Here is a 17,722-nt window from a genome sequence, read left to right as displayed (position 1 = left end):
TCGCGGCGGCATGGCACTCGGTGCAGCGACCTATCCATGTCGACGGCAGCCGCTGGTTGCCGGCACACTTACCTACCGGTTGAATCCGCAGTCAGCAGCGGTCACTCGACGTGCTAATCCTGCCAAGCTTATGACGACCCATTTCATAAAGATGCATGCACATGGCGATGATTTCGTCGTCATCGACACGCGCGGCAAGATCAACCCGATAACAAGCGAGGTCGCCCATCGGCTCGGTGATCGGAATCGAGGCATTGGGTTTAACCAGCTTGCTGTCATATTGGACTGTGATGACGCAGCAGCACGCCTTCGGTTCTGGAATCCAGACGGCTCCGTGCTCAACACTTGCGGGAGCGCCACCCGTGGCGTTGCGGACATGCTCATGCGCGAAGTGAATGCATCCACGATCGTGCTGAGAACCGATTGGGGCTTGCTGACTTGCGTGCGGGACGCGGAGCAGCGTGTGTCGGTTGAAATGGGAAAACCCCGCCTCCATTGGCAAGATATCCCTCTTACCGAGGGGGCGGACACGAACGCGTTGCCTCTTCCAGGCAGCCCTACTGCTTGCAGCATGGGCAATCCGCATTGCACGTTCTTCGTCGAGGATCTGGCATCCGTGGACGTAGCGGAGATTGGCCCCAAGATCGAAAACCATCCGCTCTTCCGCGATAAAACGAACGTGCACTTCGTCCAGATTGTCGACCGCAGTCATATTCGCTTGCGCATCTGGGAACGCGGCGGCGGTATTCCGCTCGGATCGGGTTCCTGTTCGTGTGCAGCGGTTGTCGGAGGAATTCGGCGCGGCCTTCTGGACGATACCGTTGAAGTGCAGTGCGACGGTGGGCCCGTCAAGGTCCACTGGGATGGGGTCGGTAGCGTTTTCTTGACGGGTCCTGTCGAACCGGTCTACTACGGATCGGTCACTATCTAGTTTCTTGCGGCGGTGACAGACGAAGTTCCGGCCGTCTGATACCCGACAAGGGCCTACGTTTCTGGTTTCGCATCGTTGGCATCAACTATCGCATTGACTCTGAAGCGGGCGGGGCGAGAAGAATCAGAATCGCGGGAGGGATGTACCTCTACACCGGAAACGGAGAAGCTACGTGCAAGTTGCTGTTTCGGCTTCGGCCCGAGCGTTCCGTTCCCTTCGCGTCGAAGGCCAGCCAACGCCCGACGTAGCCAAGGTGGCGCTCGATTCTGCCTGGCTGCAATCACTCTATCTTTCAAGCCCTAGATCACGACAAGGAGAACCGCATGATCAAAGTCACTGTGATGTACCCGTACACCGAGGGCGCACGCTTCGACCACGCTTACTACCGCGACCGGCACATGCCGATGGTGAAGGCGAGGCTGGGCAGTGCCTGCGCGTACTACACCGTCGAAAAAGGCTTGGCCGGTGGCGCGCCCGGTACGCCGCCCGCCTTCGTGGCGATGTGCGCGTTGATCTGTGATTCGGCCGAGGGCTTCCAGGGCGCCATGCAAGAGCACGGCGCGGAGATCCTGGGCGACATCGCCAACTACACCGACATCGCGCCGGTGCTCCAGGTCAGCGAGGTCGTGGTCGAGCGGTCGGATCGTTGAACGCCCTGGGGGGGCTGCAACCAATAACAATGGATTGACGTATTCCCGTGACGGGCGGGGATGCAGATTTGCGTTTGGCACGCCCCTACAGGGCCTGCAAAAACGCAGCAACCGCTTTCGCCTGCTCGTCTGTCAGCGTGTGTGCGACGGCGCTCATCACGGGAGCGTTGGCGCGCGTGCCGTTCTTGAACACCGCAATCTGCCGCAAGAGATAGGCGTCATGCTGGCCCGCCAGCCTCGGGAAGGTACCGTTGCCCTGTGCCTGAGCCCCATGACAGGACGCGCACGCTGGTACGCCTTCCGCAGGCAGGCCGTGCTCGAAAATCTCTTTGCCGCGTGCCATCAGGGCCGGGTCACCCGAAGGGCCGGCAGGGGCAGGCTGTCGCGCATAGTATTCGGCCAGAGACGCAATGGTTGCGTCATCGAGTTGCGACGCAATACCCCACATAAATGCCTGTGCATCGGTCTCACCGCGGCCACGGTTGCGGAAGCCTCTCAGCTGCGCTTCCAGGTATTGCGGCACCTGTGCGTCCAGGCGCGGAAACATCGGCGCTTCGCTCTTGCCGCGCACCCCATGGCACGAAGAACACAGCTGCGCGGCAAGCTTCTCGCCATCTTGCGCACCCGCCATGTTCGACCAGCCGATCATCGCCAACGCAGCCAACCCGGCCAGCCAGATTCGCCTGGCCTGATGGAATCCATTCATGGCGTTCTCCCCCCGTCGCATCTTCGCGCGTGAACTTCGGCTAGAACACGAACCAGCCCAGCAGGTAAATCGTGTTGTTGTCGACCGCGTTTCTTCCGTTGCCGTCGTAATTTGCATGGGCGCCGTTGAACTTCAGGTACCACGTGTACTGCAGCGCGAGCCTGATCTGCGGATGCGGTAAATAGTCCAGCTCCAGGATCACGCCCCGCGTGTCTGGTCGGCCGTTGGCGCTGCCCGTTACAGGCGCTGGGGCATAAAGGCCGGGGTCTGCGTTGCCTGTTGTTGAAAAGTACGCGACCGAACCCCCGTACTTGCGCTGGTAGTAGTACGACGCCTTGGCTTTGAAGGTATCGAGATGATCGTTGGGGTTGGCCGGGGTGGGGCCCGCGCCGATGCCGCCGCTCGGGAAGCTGGCGCGCCAGTTCTGTTGCTCGTGTATCCATGCCATCTGCGCCGTGAACGCATGGGTCATGGTCAAGTACTGATACTGCGCGTCGAGCGCATAGTCTTTGAAGCGATCGGTTGGTGTGCCCGGCATGGTGTTGTCGGGATACCGGTTGGCCAGCAACCCGAACGTGCCAAACATGAGCGAATGCGAGCCCCACTCCTGGTTGTATGCCAGACGCCAGTACGGATTCGCGCCACTCAAGCGCGCAACGCCGCCCGGGGTTGCCGTGTCCTGCCCAGCACGGAACACGGAGAAGGCCTGATCGGCGGTCCGATAGGCGCCCAGTTCTGCGTAGACGTGGCGCTGCCAGAATGCGTATGCGCTCGCGCCTACCACCTGCTGCGCCAAGCCCCCGTCGATCAGGGTGCCCGCCAGCGACGGCACGCCGATGCTCGGAGCTGGTAACCAACAACCTTAACCAGGGGGCACGGTGCCAAATGCAGGCGCGCAAGGAGCGCGCCCGCTTGCAAGGCAAACGACGGCCGGTGATGCGCTCAGCCGGCGTGGACTTCGATACGCCGCGGCTTCGCCTCGTCGCGGCGCGGGATGGTCAGCTTGAGAACGCCGTCGCGCAACTGCGCATCGATGCGCGAAGCGTCAAAGTCCGGGCTCAGCACAAAGGTGCGCGAGAAATGCGGGTGCCGAACTTCGCCATGCTGCAGACGCAGACCTGACGGGGTGGGCACCATCAGTTCGGCATCGACCGTGAGGGTGCCATCCTGCACGCGAATATCGAGCTTCTCGCGCGGCACGCCCGGCAGGTCGGCAAACAGCGTGATGCCCTGGCGGTTTTCGAAGATGTCGACAGGCGGCGCCAGGTGCGTCTGGCGTGCGGCGGGTTGCTCCGCCGGCTGCTTTGCGACCGTGGCACGACCCGGCTGCGCCTGGGTCGCCAATTGTGCGGTGTCGTTCATGATGGGCTCCTTCATGCTTGGGCAAGCTGTGGCTCAGCCTTGCACTGTGATCTGACGCGGCTTCGATGCCTCCGACTTGCCGACGCTGATGGTCAGGCAACCGTTGATGTACCGTGCATTGACCTTGTCGGGGTCGACGTCCTGTGGCAACTCAATCACGCGGCGGAACGCGCCGGTGAAACGCTCGTCGGCATATACGCGCGTGTCGTCGGTCATCTCGAAATCCGGGCGCTTGCGCTCGCCGCTGATCGTGAGCAGCCCCTTGTCGATCGAGACGTCGATCTGCGCGGGGTCCAGCCCCGGGGCGAACGCGACGATCTCGACCGAGTCATCGGTGCTGCCAATGTTGACGGGTGGAAAGGTGCCCAGGCGCGTGGCGCGCAGGCTGGCGGGTGCCCCCGCAAAGAGAGTGGCCATCTGCCGTTGCAGGCGATCAAATTCGCCCAGCAGATCGGTGCCAAAAAACAGATCGCTCATGGCTGGCTCCTGAAGGGCCCGCACGGAGACTGAACCGAACTACGCGCTCCAGTTCATCCGTCCGTGGCGGGCCACTGACAAACAAATCGAAACACGCAGCGCGAGAACCGCGACTGCATTGACGAAACCTAAAATAGGGAAGCAGGCAGAAATTTCAAGAGGCCATTGGACACATCATTCGGAGGCTTCATGGACCTTTTCAGCACAGTGCATGAACAGATGGACGCGGTGCGTCTGCCGTTGGTCGCGGTGACCGTGACAGCGGCCCGGCGCCCGAATACGCCGCTCGTGGCGATCCTGCATTGGCATGGATTTCGCCGCGCCAGCCCGCTCGTGTTGCCGGGAGTCGACATTCCACCGCGCTCCGTACCGGGCTCGGCCATTCAACTAACGCACGCCTGGCAGAGCGTCGAAGCCGTTGACGAGGCGCTGCTCGATGCCGCCTGGCAGCTTGGCGCATGGGATCTTGAGCGCGTCGAGCGACGCGGTTGCAACGTGGTGGGCGCATCCGCAGGTGAAGCGCTGGCATGCCGCCAGGCATTCGGCGATTACGAAGGTGCATCGGCGGACGAGGCACTCATCGATGGCGCCCCCGATCGTGCCGAGTTGATGCAGATTGCAGCGAACGAAGGCTACCTGCGCTGGCTGTTCCGGCCCGTCAAGGGTGGCGTGTGGCAGGCGCTTGAGGAGCCGGACGATACGCTCGGCCCGGATGGTGGACGCGAGCCGCCCTGTCCTGTCCTTCCAATCCCCCGCCAACTACCGCGCCACCGGCCGGTACGCAGCCGTACGGTCTACCGCCTTGGAGCTGTCCGGCGCATCCTGTTGCCGTGAAACATTTTGTTACAAACACGCCGTTCGCGAGCCTCTTGAAGTCGCCGCGGAGCGCTTCTATTTTGCAATCCGCCAAGCATTTGGCACGGCTTGTCAGCCCCGTTCAGGCGCCATGCTTGAACGGCGCGCAAGCCGGATTCCCTTTTTTGGTGATCTATCGCTCAGGAGATGGAAATGAAGATTCGTCCCCTCTACGACCGGGTTATCGTCAAGCGAATCGAACAGCAACGGACGACGGCCTCGGGCATCGTGATTCCTGATTCCGCAGCAGAAAAACCCGAGCAGGGTGAAGTCATTGCGGTCGGCACGGGCCGCCTGCTTCAGGACGGCACGCAGCGCGAACTCCAATTGAAGGTCGGTGACCAAGTGCTGTTCGGCAAGTACGCCGGGCAGACCGTCAAGGTCGATGGCGAGGAACTCCTCGTCATGCGTGAAGAAGACGTCATGGGCGTCATCGAAACCCACGCCGAGGCGGTTGCCAAGGCCGCCTGAAGCCTCGAGCCGCTCGCGGACACTGCCGGACAGGACACCGCAAATAGGCCGGTTGTTCGCGACGTGTTGAGTCAACGACTTATCCGGAGCAACAAACATGAGTGCAAAAGACGTCAAGTTCCACGACAGCGCGCGCGTCCGTATCGTCAAGGGCGTGAATGTTCTTGCCGATGCCGTGAAGGTGACGCTCGGGCCCAAGGGCCGCAACGTGGTCATCGAGCGCAGCTTTGGCGCCCCGACCATCACCAAGGACGGCGTGTCTGTCGCCAAGGAAATCGAGCTGAAGGATCGCTTCGAAAACATGGGCGCGCAGATGGTCAAGCAGGTCGCGTCCAAGACTGCGGACATTGCCGGTGACGGCACCACCACGGCCACCGTGCTGGCCCAGGCCATCGTGCAGGAAGGCATGAAGCACGTGGCCGCCGGCATGAACCCGATGGATCTCAAGCGCGGTATCGACAAGGCCGTGGCCGCCGTGCTCGAGGAGCTTCGCAATCTGTCGAAGCCGATTTCGACCAACCGCGAAATCGCCCAGGTGGGCTCCATTTCGGCCAACTCGGACGAGGCCATCGGCAAGATCATTGCCGATGCCATGGAGAAGGTCGGCAAGGAAGGTGTCATTACGGTCGAGGATGGCAAGTCGCTCGACAACGAGCTGGACGTGGTCGAAGGGATGCAGTTCGACCGCGGCTACGTGAGCCCGTACTTCATCAACGACCCAGAAAAGCAGGCCGCATATCTGGACGATGCGCTCATCCTGCTGCACGACAAGAAGATCTCGAATATCCGCGACCTCCTGCCGATCCTGGAAGCGGCATCGAAGGCCGGCAAGCCGCTGCTGATCGTGGCGGAGGATGTGGAGAGCGAAGCGCTGGCCACCCTGGTGGTCAACGCCATGCGCGGCATCCTGAAGGTCGCTGCGGTCAAGGCCCCCGGCTTTGGCGATCGCCGCAAGGCCATGCTTGAAGACATCGCCGTGCTGACCGGCGCAACGGTCATCTCCGAAGAAACCGGTAAGCAGCTCCAGAAGGCTACGTTGGAGGACCTCGGCCGGGCCAAGCGCGTGGAGGTTCGCAAGGACGACACCATCATCATCGACGGTGCCGGCGACCAGGCCAGCATCGATGCCCGCGTCAAGTCCATCCGCGTGCAGATCGACGAGGCCACGGGCGACTACGACCGCGAGAAGCTGCAGGAACGCGTGGCGAAGCTTGCCGGCGGCGTTGCAGTCATCAAGGTGGGCGCGGCCACCGAAGTCGAGATGAAGGAGAAGAAGGACCGTGTCGACGATGCGCTGCACGCCACCCGTGCGGCCGTCGAAGAGGGCATCGTTCCGGGCGGTGGCGTGGCCTTGCTGCGCGCCCGCTCTGCAGTGCTCAACCTCAAGGGCGCGAACAGCGATCAGGATGCCGGCATCCGCATCGTGCAGCACGCGCTGGAAGCACCGTTGCGCGCCATCGTCGCCAACGCCGGTGAAGAGCCGTCCGTCGTGATTGCGAAGGTCGCCGAAGGCAAGGGCAACTACGGCTACAACGCGGCCACCGGAGAGTACGGCGACCTCGTGGAAGCGGGTGTCGTCGACCCGACCAAGGTAACGCGCACCGCGTTGCAGAACGCTGCGTCTGTCGCCGGGTTGATCCTGACCACGGATGCGACCATCGCGGAGGCACCGAAAGAGGATAAGCCCGCGCAAGTGCCGGCCCCTGAGCTGGACTACTGAACCACGCAGTTGTGCTGCCATCGACTGGCCGGTTCGCCGGCCGGTGCAACTGCATTCCGGCGCCGCGAGTTCCCGTTGCGGTGCCGGCTTTTTGAGGTTCGATCACGCCCATGAAGCTGCAACTCACCATTGACGCGAAGCACCTGGACGTAGAGATCGATGACGTCGTTGCCGGCTTGCTGGCTGCACGCCTGGGCCTTCCGGAAGGAGCCGACCACCGCGATGCGATCGCGCGGCATCTCAGCGAGGTCAGCGCTCCGTGGGTGCTGGACGAAGAGCACATGCGCAAACGCGTGCTACGTCGTCTCATTCTCGAGATCGCGGACCCGGCACTGTTGATGCGTCATCTCATGATGGATTAGTGCTCGACTTACCAGCTCCGGCCCGGAAGACGTCACGCCTGCCAACGAGGCCATGTAGAGCGCGAGAACGCCGCTGCACGCCCAACCATGACGGCATTCCTGGTCCCGTATCGACCCAGCTCAAAAGGGGATAGGGGCGCGCGCATGTGCTGCCCGGTCGATATTTTCAGGCTTGGCTCTTTCCGAGCGTCTTGGCCATACAGAGCAAAGGCTTGCCAGAACCCACGTCCACGACACCGCTCCAGCCCAGAGACGCCCCTATTGCCCGCCTATCCGGCACAGGGTAAAAATCGGTCTATTGCCCCCCAATCTCGACTGGGAGTCGCGCACCCATGGACCAACCCGCCAAGCTCAATGCCGATTCCCTGGGTATCGTTGAATCGGTGATCATGGGCATCGCCGGTACTGCCCCGGCCTACAGCATCGAGATCACGACTTCCACCATCATCGGGACGGCCGGCACGCAGTCGCCGGCCAGCATCCTGGTGTGCGGGCTCATCATGTTTGGCATTGCGTACGCGTTCATCAACATGAACCGTGCCCTGGCGAGTGCCGGCACCTCGTATTCGTGGGTGAGCATGGTATTCGGGCGCGCACTCGGCTTCTTTGCCGGCTGGGCGCTGCTGGTGCTGTGCTGCGTGTTCATGGTGTCTGCCATGATTCCGGCGGCAAATGCCACGCTGCTCATCTTTGATCGGCCCATGATGAACAACGTGCACTACGTGACGTTGATCGCGGCGGCATGGCTGACGTTTGTCAGCGTGGTAGTCGTCAAGGGCATCAAGCTCACCAGCTACGTGCAGGTGCTGATGACGATTGTCGAGGGTGTCATCCTGCTGGGGATCATCGTCGCGAGTTTCATGGTGTTTCCGCGTACGCCGCAGCACCCGTTCTCGTGGGTCTGGTTCTGGCCTTTCGCGTTCACACCCAAGCTGTTCGCCAACGGCGCGTTGGTGGCGATCTTCTTCTTTTACGGCTGGGACGTGACGATGAACCTCAGCGAAGAGACGCGCGACGCGAACAGCACGCCCGGCCGCGCCGCGTTCTGGTCGATGGTGTTCTTGATGGTGTTCTTCCTTGTCTTCATCGTCATCACGCAGCTCGGGCTGTCCGATGCCGAGATCCAGCACTACAACACGAACATCATCTTCGCCATTGCAGAGAAGCTGTTTGGGCCGACCTGGGGCTACGTCGCGATCGTTGCGGTCTTGCTGAGCACGGTGGGAACCGTCGAAACCCAGATGCTGCAGTTCACGCGCACGCTCTTTGCCAAAAGCCGCGACGGCGCACTGCACGCGCGCTATGCGCGCCTGCATCCGGTTTGGCGCACGCCGCACATCGCCATCTTCTTCATCTGGCTGACGGGGCTCGCACTGCTGTTCGTGTCATCTTATCTGCCGACGATCAACGTCATCCTGCAGGATTCGATTACCGCCATCGGCTTCCAGATCTGCTTCTACCTCGGGCTCACCGGGCTGGCTTGCGGCTGGTACTACCGCAAGGTGCTGACGCAGGGGCCGTGGGTCGCCATCACCCATGTCATCTGGCCGGTGGCAAGTGGGCTCTTCCTCTTCTTCATTGCGCTCTACAGCATCCCGACCTTCGACTGGGTCACCAATGTGGTGGGAATGGGCGGCATCGCCATCGGTGTCATTCCGCTGCTGCTGAACCGTAAAAAGATCTGGTCGGCTCGCTCCGCCTGAGCCAGTCCGATGCACCCGTTGCCATTCACCCGGCGCCAACCTGGGGCGCCGAATGCTGTCAGGCTGCGCTGACAGCGCCTGCCGTATTCACCTACAGAAACAAGGGCGCGCCCGGACAACACAATGAGCGCCCGCTGATAGCGACAACTGGGCGTCACACAGATACTGAAGTCGGTGACATCCGGCTCTCGATAAAGGTCATTGCCATGGACGACTATTGTACGCTGTGCGGGCGGCGCGGGCATTCTGCGTCGCACTGCCCATGGGGTTCGTATATGCGAATCCGTCGCTGTTCTCCGGTCGTGTTGAAGAACGACCGTTCATTGACGTTTCGAAAATGCCCCACTTGATGCGCCACACGTAACGGGTGGGCTTTCCATTCGGTCGAGTGGAAGACGCCTACCGACCGGATGGCAAATCGAGCGCGATCGCTGTCCGCGGAATCGCAAGCTGGATGCGGTATCCGCCTTGCGGGAGCGGCCCCGCAGCGAAAGTCCCTCCCAGGCGGCGCACGCGCTCGCGGATGCCGGCAATCCCCGATGACGGCGGCCGCCCGGCTGCGGGTTTGGTGGAGTGCGTGACGACGGCGCCATCGTTGTGAATCGCCAGCTCGCAATTTGCCCGGTCGCATCGGAGATCGACCACGACTTTCGTTGCCGACGTCGCATGCCGGGCAACGTTGGTCAGACCTTCCTGCACGATCCTGAACAGCGCGGTGGAGGCGGCGTCGTTGAACGCCACCGTATGCGTATTGCAGTTCAGTGCGACCCGCAGGCCGGTATGTTGTCCGAAATCGGTGACGAGCCAGTCGAGCGCGGGCAGCAGCCCCAGGTCGTCGAGCATGGTCGGCCGCAGGCCCGCTGCAAGACGCCGGACCGACGCGAGCGCGTGGTCAATAGCATGGCTCATCGCCAGTGTTCTTTCGCGCGCGTATGCCAGGGCTTCCGGCGTGGTGCTGTCATCTGCAAGCAGGCCGGTGATGATCATCTTCAGCGCAGTCAATTGCTGCCCGAGGTCATCATGAAGCTCGCGCGCAATACGCTTCTTTTCTTCTTCGCGAGTGGCTTCGACCCGGGATGCCAACTCGCTCGCGTACTCGAGCTGCTTGAGCCGCTCGCGCTCGGTCAGGTCCCGGGTGACCTTGGCAAAGCCGATCAGGTCGCCGTCTTCATCCCGCAGGGCAGTGATCACCACGTTGGCCCAGAAGCGCGAGCCGTCCTTGCGGATGCGCCATCCTTCGTCTTCCCAGCGGCCAAGGGCGGCGGCACGTTTGAGTTCTTCGCCCGGATAGTTCTGCGCAATTGCCTCGGCAGGATAGAAGACCGAGAAGTGTTGGCCGAGGATTTCGTCGGCGTGATAGCCCTTGATGCGTTGGGCACCGGCATTCCAACTTGCGATGTGACCTGTGGGATCCAGGAGGAAGATTGCATAGTCCTGTATCGCGTCGACCAAGGTGCGATAACGCTCCTCCACGGGCACGTGGGCGATGGCTGCATCGCTTGCCGGTTTTCGCAATCTGTCTGCGTTGGTATCCATATCAAGCCCCGTCGCAGCGGGTTCGGGCGTCTAAGGCACGCCAGTTGGAAGCCGTTTTCCGAGCATCTACCCAAGAATATGCTGCTGGAGGATGGCAATCAAAGGCACCGACCTGGAAGCGCGCTTGCGCGCATGGACATGGTCGCGATTGCCGCTGTGGATATGTGGATAAGCGCGTGAAGAACTTCAGGGACAACTGTGTTGGCTGCCCGGGGTCAGGTTGTCCGCAGCACGGGCATAACTTTGGTGGTTGCCGAGAGGGTGGGGCGTGCCCTGCACGAGTCATCCACGCAACGGCACACACTGTCCGATGGGTTGTGCAATTCGCAAGCCGTTGACGCAAAAGCGTTTTCTGCAGCTATCCACAGAAACGGTCCACCGTTATCTACTACTACTATTTTTATATACAGAAGAAATAAAGAAGACAGCAAAGACGGGCAGGGCAAACGCTCACGGGTGCTTGATGTTTGATGTGCGTTACGTGAGCGCGCCCAGCAGAAACGCGGCGATGCTGGCCGTGGTGAACGCAGTCAGCGCGCACATCGGCATGAAGGGGTTGGTCGCTGGCCATTGCAAGCCGGCGCGTGGTGCAGCGACGCCCAGCGTCAACAAGATCAGCAGCGCAATCGCACCGGCAAACGTCGCCTGCCGGCGTGTGTCCCGCTGAATCAGAAAACTTTCCATTCATCCCCGGAGTTCGGGACTGTGCGTGTCCGACCTGCCCGCGTGTCGGTGTGCCTACATCCTAGGGAGCGTCAGGCGGTGGGAAAAGCCTAGGCAATGATCCGGGCAAAAAGGAGATCGCTACGGCTGGCCTAAGTCGGGTGGCCTAGGCTTGCCCACAGGCCGGTTCCAAGGGAATTGAAGGGAATCTTTAGTAGTGTGGGTCCGGCATCTCACGGTTGTTGAACCCCCCGGGCCCTTGGCCAACGCTGTATGGAATCACTCAATCACACGCTGTTTCTTTGGATCAACGCGCCGGCCGACGCATCGGCTGCCACCGTCTGGCTGGCGATGGCCTTTGCCGAATACGCGATCTGGCTGGTGCCGCTCACGCTCGTCGCCGGCTGGCTGTGGGGTGAGCCCACCACGCGCAGGCAGGCAGTGCAGACCGGCGTGGCTGCAGCGCTGGCGTTGTCGATCAACGTCGGCTTCGGCCTCGCGTGGTATCACCCCAGGCCGTTTGCGATTGAACTGGGCACGAATCTGCTGCCGCACGCGCCGGATTCGTCGTTCCCCAGCGACCACCTGACGGCGCTGTGGACCGTGGCATTCAGCCTGATGTGGAACGCACGCCTGCGCCGCGTGGGCGTGTTGCTGGCGCTTTTGGGCTTGCCCATGGCGTGGGCGCGCATCTACCTGGGCGTGCACTATCCGTTCGACATGCTGGGCGCGGCGGCTGTGTCGGCCCTGTGCGCATGGCTTTGCAGCGGGCGTGTGGCGTATACGCTGTCGGAGCCGCTGCACCGGCTGGGGCTGGCCTTGCATGGCGTGGTGCTGGCGCCCTGCGTGCGGCGCGGCTGGGTGCGCAAGTAAGCCCGCTCAGGCGTGACGGCGCCACGCGCGCCAGAACAGCACGAACGACAGCACCGTCGCCGCCACGTTGTAGAGCGTGGCCAGCGCGAACGCGTGGCCATAGTGCGCTGCGTGGGCGGCATGGGCGGCAGCGTCCGCCGACACTGTGCCATCTGCCCCCTCCACCTGACCGAGCAGCGAGAACAGCAGCACGCCCACCACCGTCACGCCCACCGCATTGCCCACGGCCTGCATGGTCGTAACGGTACCGGTGCCCATGCCGGCCTGGGCTGTTTCCACGCCGCTCAGGATGGTGTTGAGCGACAGCGGAATCACCATGCCTTGCCCGAAGCCGTTGAGCATCAGCGGCAGGATCAGCCACGCAGTGCCCGCGCCCAGTTGCGCCATGGTGGCCAGGACAACCATGCCCACGGCGAAGATCGCTACGCCCAGCAACAAGGCGCGCTGCCCGATGCGTTCGGCCAGGCGGGGCGCCGTCAGCGAGCCCGTAAAGAAGGCGACGGCCGCCGGCGTGAACACCAGCCCCGCTGCCAACGCCGACAAGCCGCGCCCGGACTGCAGCAGGATCGTCAGCGCCAGGAAGTACGAACTGATGGCCGTGTAGAACAGGAAGATCGCCAGCACGCCCAGCACAAAGCTGCGGTTGCGGAACAGCGCCATCTCGATGATGGGGACGCGGCCCGCCGCCGACAGCGCTTGCTCCACCCGCACAAAGTGGCGGAGCACCAGCAGCGAGGCCAGCGGCAGCACCCACGACCACCACGGCCAGCCGGATTCGCGTCCCTGCATGATCGGCACCAGCAGCATTGCCAGCGCCACCGCGCCGGCCACGGCGCCGTGCACGTCCAATCGCGCGGCCACCGGCGCACGCGATTCCGCCACGAAGGCCCGCGCCGCCAGCAGCGCCGCAATGCCGATCGGCACGTTCACCAGGAATACCGCGCGCCAGCCCGACACGTTGGCCGCCAGCGGATGCGCGATCAGCCAGCCGCCGATGATTTGCGAGACCGACGCCGCCACGCCCTGCACGGCGCCCATGGTGCCGAATGCGCGGCGTCGCGCATCGCCGTCAAACAGTACGCGCAGCGAGGCCATCACCTGGGGCATGAGGATGGCCGCGCCCAGGCCCTGGCCGACACGCATGGCGATCAGCATCCACGGCGTGGTGGCCAGCCCGCACAGCGCAGATGCGAGCGTGAACAGCGCCATGCCTGCCAGAAACATGCGCCTGCGCCCAAACAGGTCCCCCAGGCGGGCGCCGTTGAGCAGGAACACCGCATACGCCGCGCTGTAGCCGACCATCACGAGCTGGATTTCCGCAAAACTTGCATGCAGGCCGGCCCGGATATCCGGAATCGCCACATTGACGATGAACAGGTCGAGAATGGTGACGAAGTTGCCGGTCAGCAGCGCCGCCAGCGCCGGCCAATGTCGTTTGGCTGACGAGGCGACGCTACTAGCAGAAAGGGATTCCGTTGACATGGGGATCTCGGTTCATTAATATACGGTCGTACGTATACTAGAGAGCGATTAGCCCACGTCAAGGGCCGATTGTGTTGACCCCACTCATCGATAGGGCATTGCCATGAACGAAACCGACGGCCGCCGCCAGCGTGGCGAACGTGCACGCGCCCAGGTGCTCGAGCACGCCACCGCCATCGCGTCCACCGACGGGTTGGAGGGCCTCACCATCGGCCGGGTGGCGACCGACGCGGGCGTGGGCAAAGGCAATATCCAGGTGCTCTTCGGCGACAAGGAAACGCTGCAGCTCGCCACCCTCGACGCTGGGGTCGTGCATTACCGCGCGACGGTGGTCGAGCCCGCGCTGGCGCTGGAGAGCCCGCTTGCCCGCCTGCGGGCGCTGACCGACGGCTGGTTCGACTACGTGGCCAGCGGCGCATCGCCAGGCGGCTGCTTTGTCTGCGCGGCCAGCTACGAATACCGGGCCCGCCCGGGCGCGATCCAGGATCGTGTGCGCGGACACCGCGAGGCGGTGCGCGCGCGGTTTCGCGAGACGATTGCCGCGGCGCAGGCGGCCGGTGAATTGCGCGCGGATGTCGACGTCGATCAGCTCGTCTTCGAGATCGAATCGTTTCGCTCCAACGCCAACGTGGCGTTTCTGATGGGCGACATGGCGGTGTTCGAGCGCGCGCGCCGCAGCACGCAGGCGCGCATCGACGCGGCGCTGGCCTGAGCGCGGCTGACCAGCGGCCGACGCGCGCGCACAACGCTGGTACTCAGGTCAGTCCCTCTCCTTCACCTTTGGTTACACTTCAGCGGCATCGAGCGTGCGTGCCACTGCGCTCGAAGAAGGAAATGCCGATCTCAGAAAAGGTTGCCTTTGGGGGGGAGCGCATGACGCTCAGAATGACCGCCTCTTTGTTGGGAGGCGCTTTGTGGCTTGCGGGCTGCGCACAGCCGTATGTAGAACCGCCCGCGGGTGCCCGGACCGTGCCGGTTGAGTTTATACGGCCCGCCAGCGGCGCGGCCGCCGCATTGCTGGTCTTCGACGACGCCCGCACATGCACGGGGCAACGCGTGGCAATTGCCACGAACCAGCCAGCGCGCTCCGTGCGTGTGCTGACCGACGTGCCGACGACCATGGCCGTGAACTTCGTGCGTCCGGCGGGGAACCTGACCTATTTCTGCTCGGTTGCGGTGAGTTTCGTTCCGCTGACGGGGCACCGTTACCAGTTGCGTTCGACTTACTCCGAAAGCGAGCGGGGCTGTCGGGCGGCACTCATCGAATCCAGCAATGGGCTGTCATGGCGCCCGGTGGCTGCGCGCTATCGGCAATGGGCAACGCAATCTGCTTGCCAGCCCTTGACCGACGCCGATATCGCGCACATGCGTGATCGCACCCGTTCGGAAGATGGATCGACCACGCTGAGCGACCTCAAAGATTTGCTGGTGCCCCAATGAGGCGGCCCGCCTGACTAACATGCATATCGTTCGACTGGTTTCACTGCTGGCTGCTGCCGTGGTCTGCGCCGGCGTTGCAGAGCGCGCGGTCGCGCTTGAGCCCGCAGCGGTCTTTGCCAAGGTCTCGCCTAGCGTCTGGGAGGTCCGCGTTGCGGGTTCGGACGGGCGGCCGCTGTCCATTGGCAGCGCAGTGGTCATTGCCGATGGTGTGGCGATTACGAACTGCCATGTGCTGCGCGGCGGCAAGCAAGTCTGGCTCAAACGCGGCAACGCAAGCTACGGTGCTCGCTTGCAGTATCCCGACGTGGAGCGCGACCTCTGTCAACTGCGGGTCGCGGATTTCCACGCGCCTGCAGTGACGCTTGCTCCGGGTAGCGCGCTCGTGACGGGGGAGAAGGTGTACGCAGTCGGCAATCCGCTGGGGCTGGAGCTGACGATCAGTGAGGGTTTGATCTCGTCATTGCGTACCGATGACGAAGGACGTCTCAGGAGCATCCAGACGTCTGCCCCAATCTCACAAGGGTCCAGCGGGGGCGGCCTGTTCGATGCAGACGGCCGATTGATTGGCATAACAGACCATCAAGTCGTGCTCACCATGGGGCAGAACCTGAACTTCGCGATTCCTGCGGACTGGATTGCCGATGTCCCTGCGCGCGGGCAGAAATCGCTGGCTCAGGCGACGGCTGCACCGGCCGCTTACGCATCTAGCGCGCAGGCGGCGCCACCACGCCGCTCCGGCGAACTCGGGCGAAACCAACAGGCCGGCTTCGATATGTATCTGAAGAAAACGTGGCCGAAGATTTTTGTCGCCTCCGACGGCGATCACTACTCCTGGGCCGTAGGCCAGAACGCAGAATTTCGGGCGATGGCTTTCTGTACCGAGCGATGGGTCAATTGCCGCGTCTACGCCCGAGACGACACCATCGTCGAGGCCAAGTGACCACCGTTGCTACGCCGGAATGCTATTAAGATGTCGGCCTCTGCGGCATCTTGGGGCGCTCTTGTGCTGCGAGTAATCCCCGTCGAATAGGAACCTGCCAACATGAATTGGACCGCGACCCGGCCGATCCGCGTGATCGTGCTCGATGACCATGCGGTTGTCCGCCATGGTCTGGCTGCGCGCCTGAAACAGGAGGCCGACATCGAGGTTTCCGGCATGTTCGCCTCGGGTCGCGAAATCGTGCAGGCACTCAAAGACAAAAGCCTTGAGGTGGATGTCCTGCTGATGGACTACTCGCTCGGACCCACCGAGATTGACGGGCTGAACCTGATCCGCCTGATCCGCGTGCGCTATCCGGACTTGAAGATCCTGGTGGCGTCGGCGCATCACAACATGGCGACGGTGGGCATGGTCATGCATGCCGGCGCACGCGGTTTTGTCGGCAAGGAAGAGGATCTGTCGGAATTGGTACGCGCCATCCGCACGGTGGCCGCGGGCGGCAAGCGCCTGAATGCTGCGCTGGCTGCCGAGATGGAGCGCGATGCGCTTTCCGCCGATGCGCCCGCGCCCGTCACCAATGGCACCAAGCTGTCCGCCCTGATCGACCGCTCCGAACTCAGCCCGCGCGAGCGCGAGGTATTGCGCTGCTGCCTGGACGGCATGTCGGTCACGGACATTGCCGAGAAATTTGCGCGCAGCATCAAGACGATCAGCTCGCAAAAGCAATCGGCCTATCGCAAGCTGGGTATCCGCACCGATACCGAGCTGTTCAAGATCAAGCACGAGCTTGAGGGGCAGTGAGCGCTAAGCGGCACCCGCCCGAGCCCCAGCGCACCGGCAACGCTGACGGATTAGACTGCCCAACCGAAAACGCCTGATCCGATCAGGCGTTGTGCAGCACGCGCAACAGCAGGTTTTCCAACTGCTTGACCTCGGTTTGCGAAAACCCGCGCAGCAGGTGGTTCAGCACGTCGATGATCAGCGGCCGGATCTCCGGATACAGCGCGCGGCCCTGCTCGGTGAGCGAGACCACCACCGAGCGGCGGTCCGCATCGCTGGGCGCGCGCTTGACGATGTTCTTCTTCTCCAGCCGATCGATCAGCCGCGTCATCGCGCCCGGATCGTAGTGCAGCAGGCGCGAGAGTTCGGCCGGCGTGGTGGCCAGGTCTTCGGCCAGGTAGATGACGACCGTCCACTGCGCGGCTGTCAAGTCCAGCGATGCCAGGGCACTGTCGATATGCGTCACCAACGCGTGTCGGACCCGGTGCACGAGCCGACCGATGTTGGTATCGCGGTCCATGGTGTCAAGCTGGTAGGCGCCTTCACTGGTGCTGGTGTCGGCGGCCTCAGGTGTCTGTACGTCGATGCTCATGGTCGTGCTCCCCGTTCTGCCGGTGATCCGGCTTGTAAGGCGCGCCGCGTTCCCGTAACGCTGGGCGTACTTCATTGCACACTAATCGTCGCTTGCCCAGGCCGTCAAGCCGGGATCGATACCAACGCCGATCGTCAAATCTCGTTGGATACCGCTGCAAAACGATTGCGGCTGCCAAG

18 protein-coding genes and 2 pseudogenes are annotated in these 17,722 nt (G+C 63.0%); 12 read left to right on the top strand and 8 right to left on the bottom strand.

Annotated elements, in window-relative coordinates; all coding sequences use genetic code 11:
- The first annotated feature begins 130 nt into the window (after nt 1-130).
- Nucleotides 131-931, top strand: a complete 801-nt coding sequence (gene dapF / locus CFE42_RS13945) for a diaminopimelate epimerase (RefSeq protein ID WP_004628750.1) — start codon at nt 131-133, stop codon at nt 929-931.
- Nucleotides 932-1,254: 323 nt separating this feature from the next.
- Nucleotides 1,255-1,581 (top strand): EthD family reductase, encoded by a 327-nt coding sequence (locus CFE42_RS13940; protein WP_004628753.1) that lies wholly within the window; start codon nt 1,255-1,257, stop codon nt 1,579-1,581.
- An 85-nt stretch (nt 1,582-1,666) separates the two neighbouring features.
- Here the strand turns inward: CFE42_RS13940 and CFE42_RS13935 are convergent, their stop codons facing one another.
- From CFE42_RS13935 to CFE42_RS13920, 4 genes and pseudogenes are all read right to left on the bottom strand, one after another.
- Nucleotides 1,667-2,287: a c-type cytochrome gene (locus CFE42_RS13935; RefSeq protein ID WP_004628755.1), complete on the bottom strand. Its 621-nt coding sequence runs from the start codon at nt 2,285-2,287 to the stop codon at nt 1,667-1,669.
- Nucleotides 2,288-2,327: 40 nt separating this feature from the next.
- A pseudogene (locus tag CFE42_RS13930) lies at nt 2,328-3,107 on the bottom strand (cytochrome C); the annotation flags it as partial.
- Nucleotides 3,108-3,229: 122 nt separating this feature from the next.
- Nucleotides 3,230-3,649, bottom strand: a complete 420-nt coding sequence (locus CFE42_RS13925) for an Hsp20/alpha crystallin family protein (protein ID WP_004628759.1) — start codon at nt 3,647-3,649, stop codon at nt 3,230-3,232.
- Nucleotides 3,650-3,682: 33 nt separating this feature from the next.
- Nucleotides 3,683-4,126 (bottom strand): Hsp20/alpha crystallin family protein, encoded by a 444-nt coding sequence (locus CFE42_RS13920; protein ID WP_004628761.1) that lies wholly within the window; start codon nt 4,124-4,126, stop codon nt 3,683-3,685.
- A gap of 189 nt (nt 4,127-4,315) precedes the next feature.
- Here CFE42_RS13920 and CFE42_RS13915 point away from each other — a divergent pair, with 189 nt between their 5' ends.
- From CFE42_RS13915 to CFE42_RS13895, 5 genes are all read left to right on the top strand, one after another.
- Nucleotides 4,316-4,960 carry a hypothetical protein gene (locus tag CFE42_RS13915; RefSeq protein WP_004628762.1) on the top strand — a complete coding sequence of 215 codons (645 nt, stop codon included), beginning with the start codon at nt 4,316-4,318 and terminating at the stop codon, nt 4,958-4,960.
- A 174-nt stretch (nt 4,961-5,134) separates the two neighbouring features.
- Nucleotides 5,135-5,452, top strand: coding sequence for a co-chaperone GroES (locus CFE42_RS13910; RefSeq protein ID WP_004628765.1), 318 nt, complete (start codon nt 5,135-5,137; stop codon nt 5,450-5,452).
- A 97-nt stretch (nt 5,453-5,549) separates the two neighbouring features.
- On the top strand, nt 5,550-7,172 hold the full coding sequence (groL, locus tag CFE42_RS13905) for a chaperonin GroEL (protein WP_004628766.1): 1,623 nt from the start codon (nt 5,550-5,552) through the stop codon (nt 7,170-7,172).
- Between the two features lie 110 nt (nt 7,173-7,282).
- Nucleotides 7,283-7,534, top strand: coding sequence for a hypothetical protein (locus CFE42_RS13900; protein WP_004628769.1), 252 nt, complete (start codon nt 7,283-7,285; stop codon nt 7,532-7,534).
- 332 nt (nt 7,535-7,866) lie between these two features.
- Nucleotides 7,867-9,237: an APC family permease gene (locus CFE42_RS13895; protein WP_004628771.1), complete on the top strand. Its 1,371-nt coding sequence runs from the start codon at nt 7,867-7,869 to the stop codon at nt 9,235-9,237.
- Between the two features lie 399 nt (nt 9,238-9,636).
- On the opposite strand, the gene CFE42_RS13890 is transcribed toward CFE42_RS13895, so the two are convergent.
- Nucleotides 9,637-10,773: a PAS domain-containing sensor histidine kinase gene (locus CFE42_RS13890; RefSeq protein ID WP_004628774.1), complete on the bottom strand. Its 1,137-nt coding sequence runs from the start codon at nt 10,771-10,773 to the stop codon at nt 9,637-9,639.
- 486 nt (nt 10,774-11,259) lie between these two features.
- Nucleotides 11,260-11,457 (bottom strand): annotated as a pseudogene (locus CFE42_RS13885) (diguanylate cyclase); the annotation flags it as partial.
- 252 nt (nt 11,458-11,709) lie between these two features.
- Here CFE42_RS13885 and CFE42_RS13880 point away from each other — a divergent pair.
- Entirely contained in the window at nt 11,710-12,309 is a 600-nt protein-coding gene (locus tag CFE42_RS13880) for an undecaprenyl-diphosphatase (RefSeq protein ID WP_004628777.1), read from the top strand.
- A 6-nt stretch (nt 12,310-12,315) separates the two neighbouring features.
- On the opposite strand, the gene CFE42_RS13875 is transcribed toward CFE42_RS13880, so the two are convergent.
- A complete protein-coding gene (locus tag CFE42_RS13875) occupies nt 12,316-13,791 on the bottom strand; it encodes an MFS transporter (RefSeq protein ID WP_004628779.1) in 1,476 nt (491 codons plus the stop codon).
- 103 nt (nt 13,792-13,894) lie between these two features.
- Here CFE42_RS13875 and CFE42_RS13870 point away from each other — a divergent pair, with 103 nt between their 5' ends.
- The 4 genes from CFE42_RS13870 (at nt 13,895) to CFE42_RS13855 (ending at nt 16,972) form a co-directional block, all read left to right on the top strand.
- On the top strand, nt 13,895-14,503 hold the full coding sequence (locus CFE42_RS13870) for a TetR/AcrR family transcriptional regulator (protein WP_004628781.1): 609 nt from the start codon (nt 13,895-13,897) through the stop codon (nt 14,501-14,503).
- Nucleotides 14,504-14,601: 98 nt separating this feature from the next.
- The gene (locus CFE42_RS13865) at nt 14,602-15,231 is read left to right on the top strand and encodes a hypothetical protein (protein ID WP_004628784.1); all 630 of its coding nucleotides are present in this window, start codon (nt 14,602-14,604) and stop codon (nt 15,229-15,231) included.
- Between the two features lie 19 nt (nt 15,232-15,250).
- Nucleotides 15,251-16,171 carry a S1C family serine protease gene (locus CFE42_RS13860; protein ID WP_004628786.1) on the top strand — a complete coding sequence of 307 codons (921 nt, stop codon included), beginning with the start codon at nt 15,251-15,253 and terminating at the stop codon, nt 16,169-16,171.
- A 102-nt stretch (nt 16,172-16,273) separates the two neighbouring features.
- Nucleotides 16,274-16,972 (top strand): response regulator transcription factor, encoded by a 699-nt coding sequence (locus CFE42_RS13855; protein WP_004628787.1) that lies wholly within the window; start codon nt 16,274-16,276, stop codon nt 16,970-16,972.
- 82 nt (nt 16,973-17,054) lie between these two features.
- On the opposite strand, the gene CFE42_RS13850 is transcribed toward CFE42_RS13855, so the two are convergent.
- Nucleotides 17,055-17,543: a MarR family transcriptional regulator gene (locus tag CFE42_RS13850; protein WP_004628789.1), complete on the bottom strand. Its 489-nt coding sequence runs from the start codon at nt 17,541-17,543 to the stop codon at nt 17,055-17,057.
- Nucleotides 17,544-17,722 lie beyond the last annotated feature (179 nt).

The sequence above is a fragment of the Ralstonia sp. PBBBR1 genome (genome assembly GCF_002256165.1).
Classification (GTDB): Bacteria; Pseudomonadota; Gammaproteobacteria; order Burkholderiales; family Burkholderiaceae; genus Ralstonia; species Ralstonia thomasii.
This window is presented reverse-complemented; position numbering and strand designations above follow the sequence as displayed.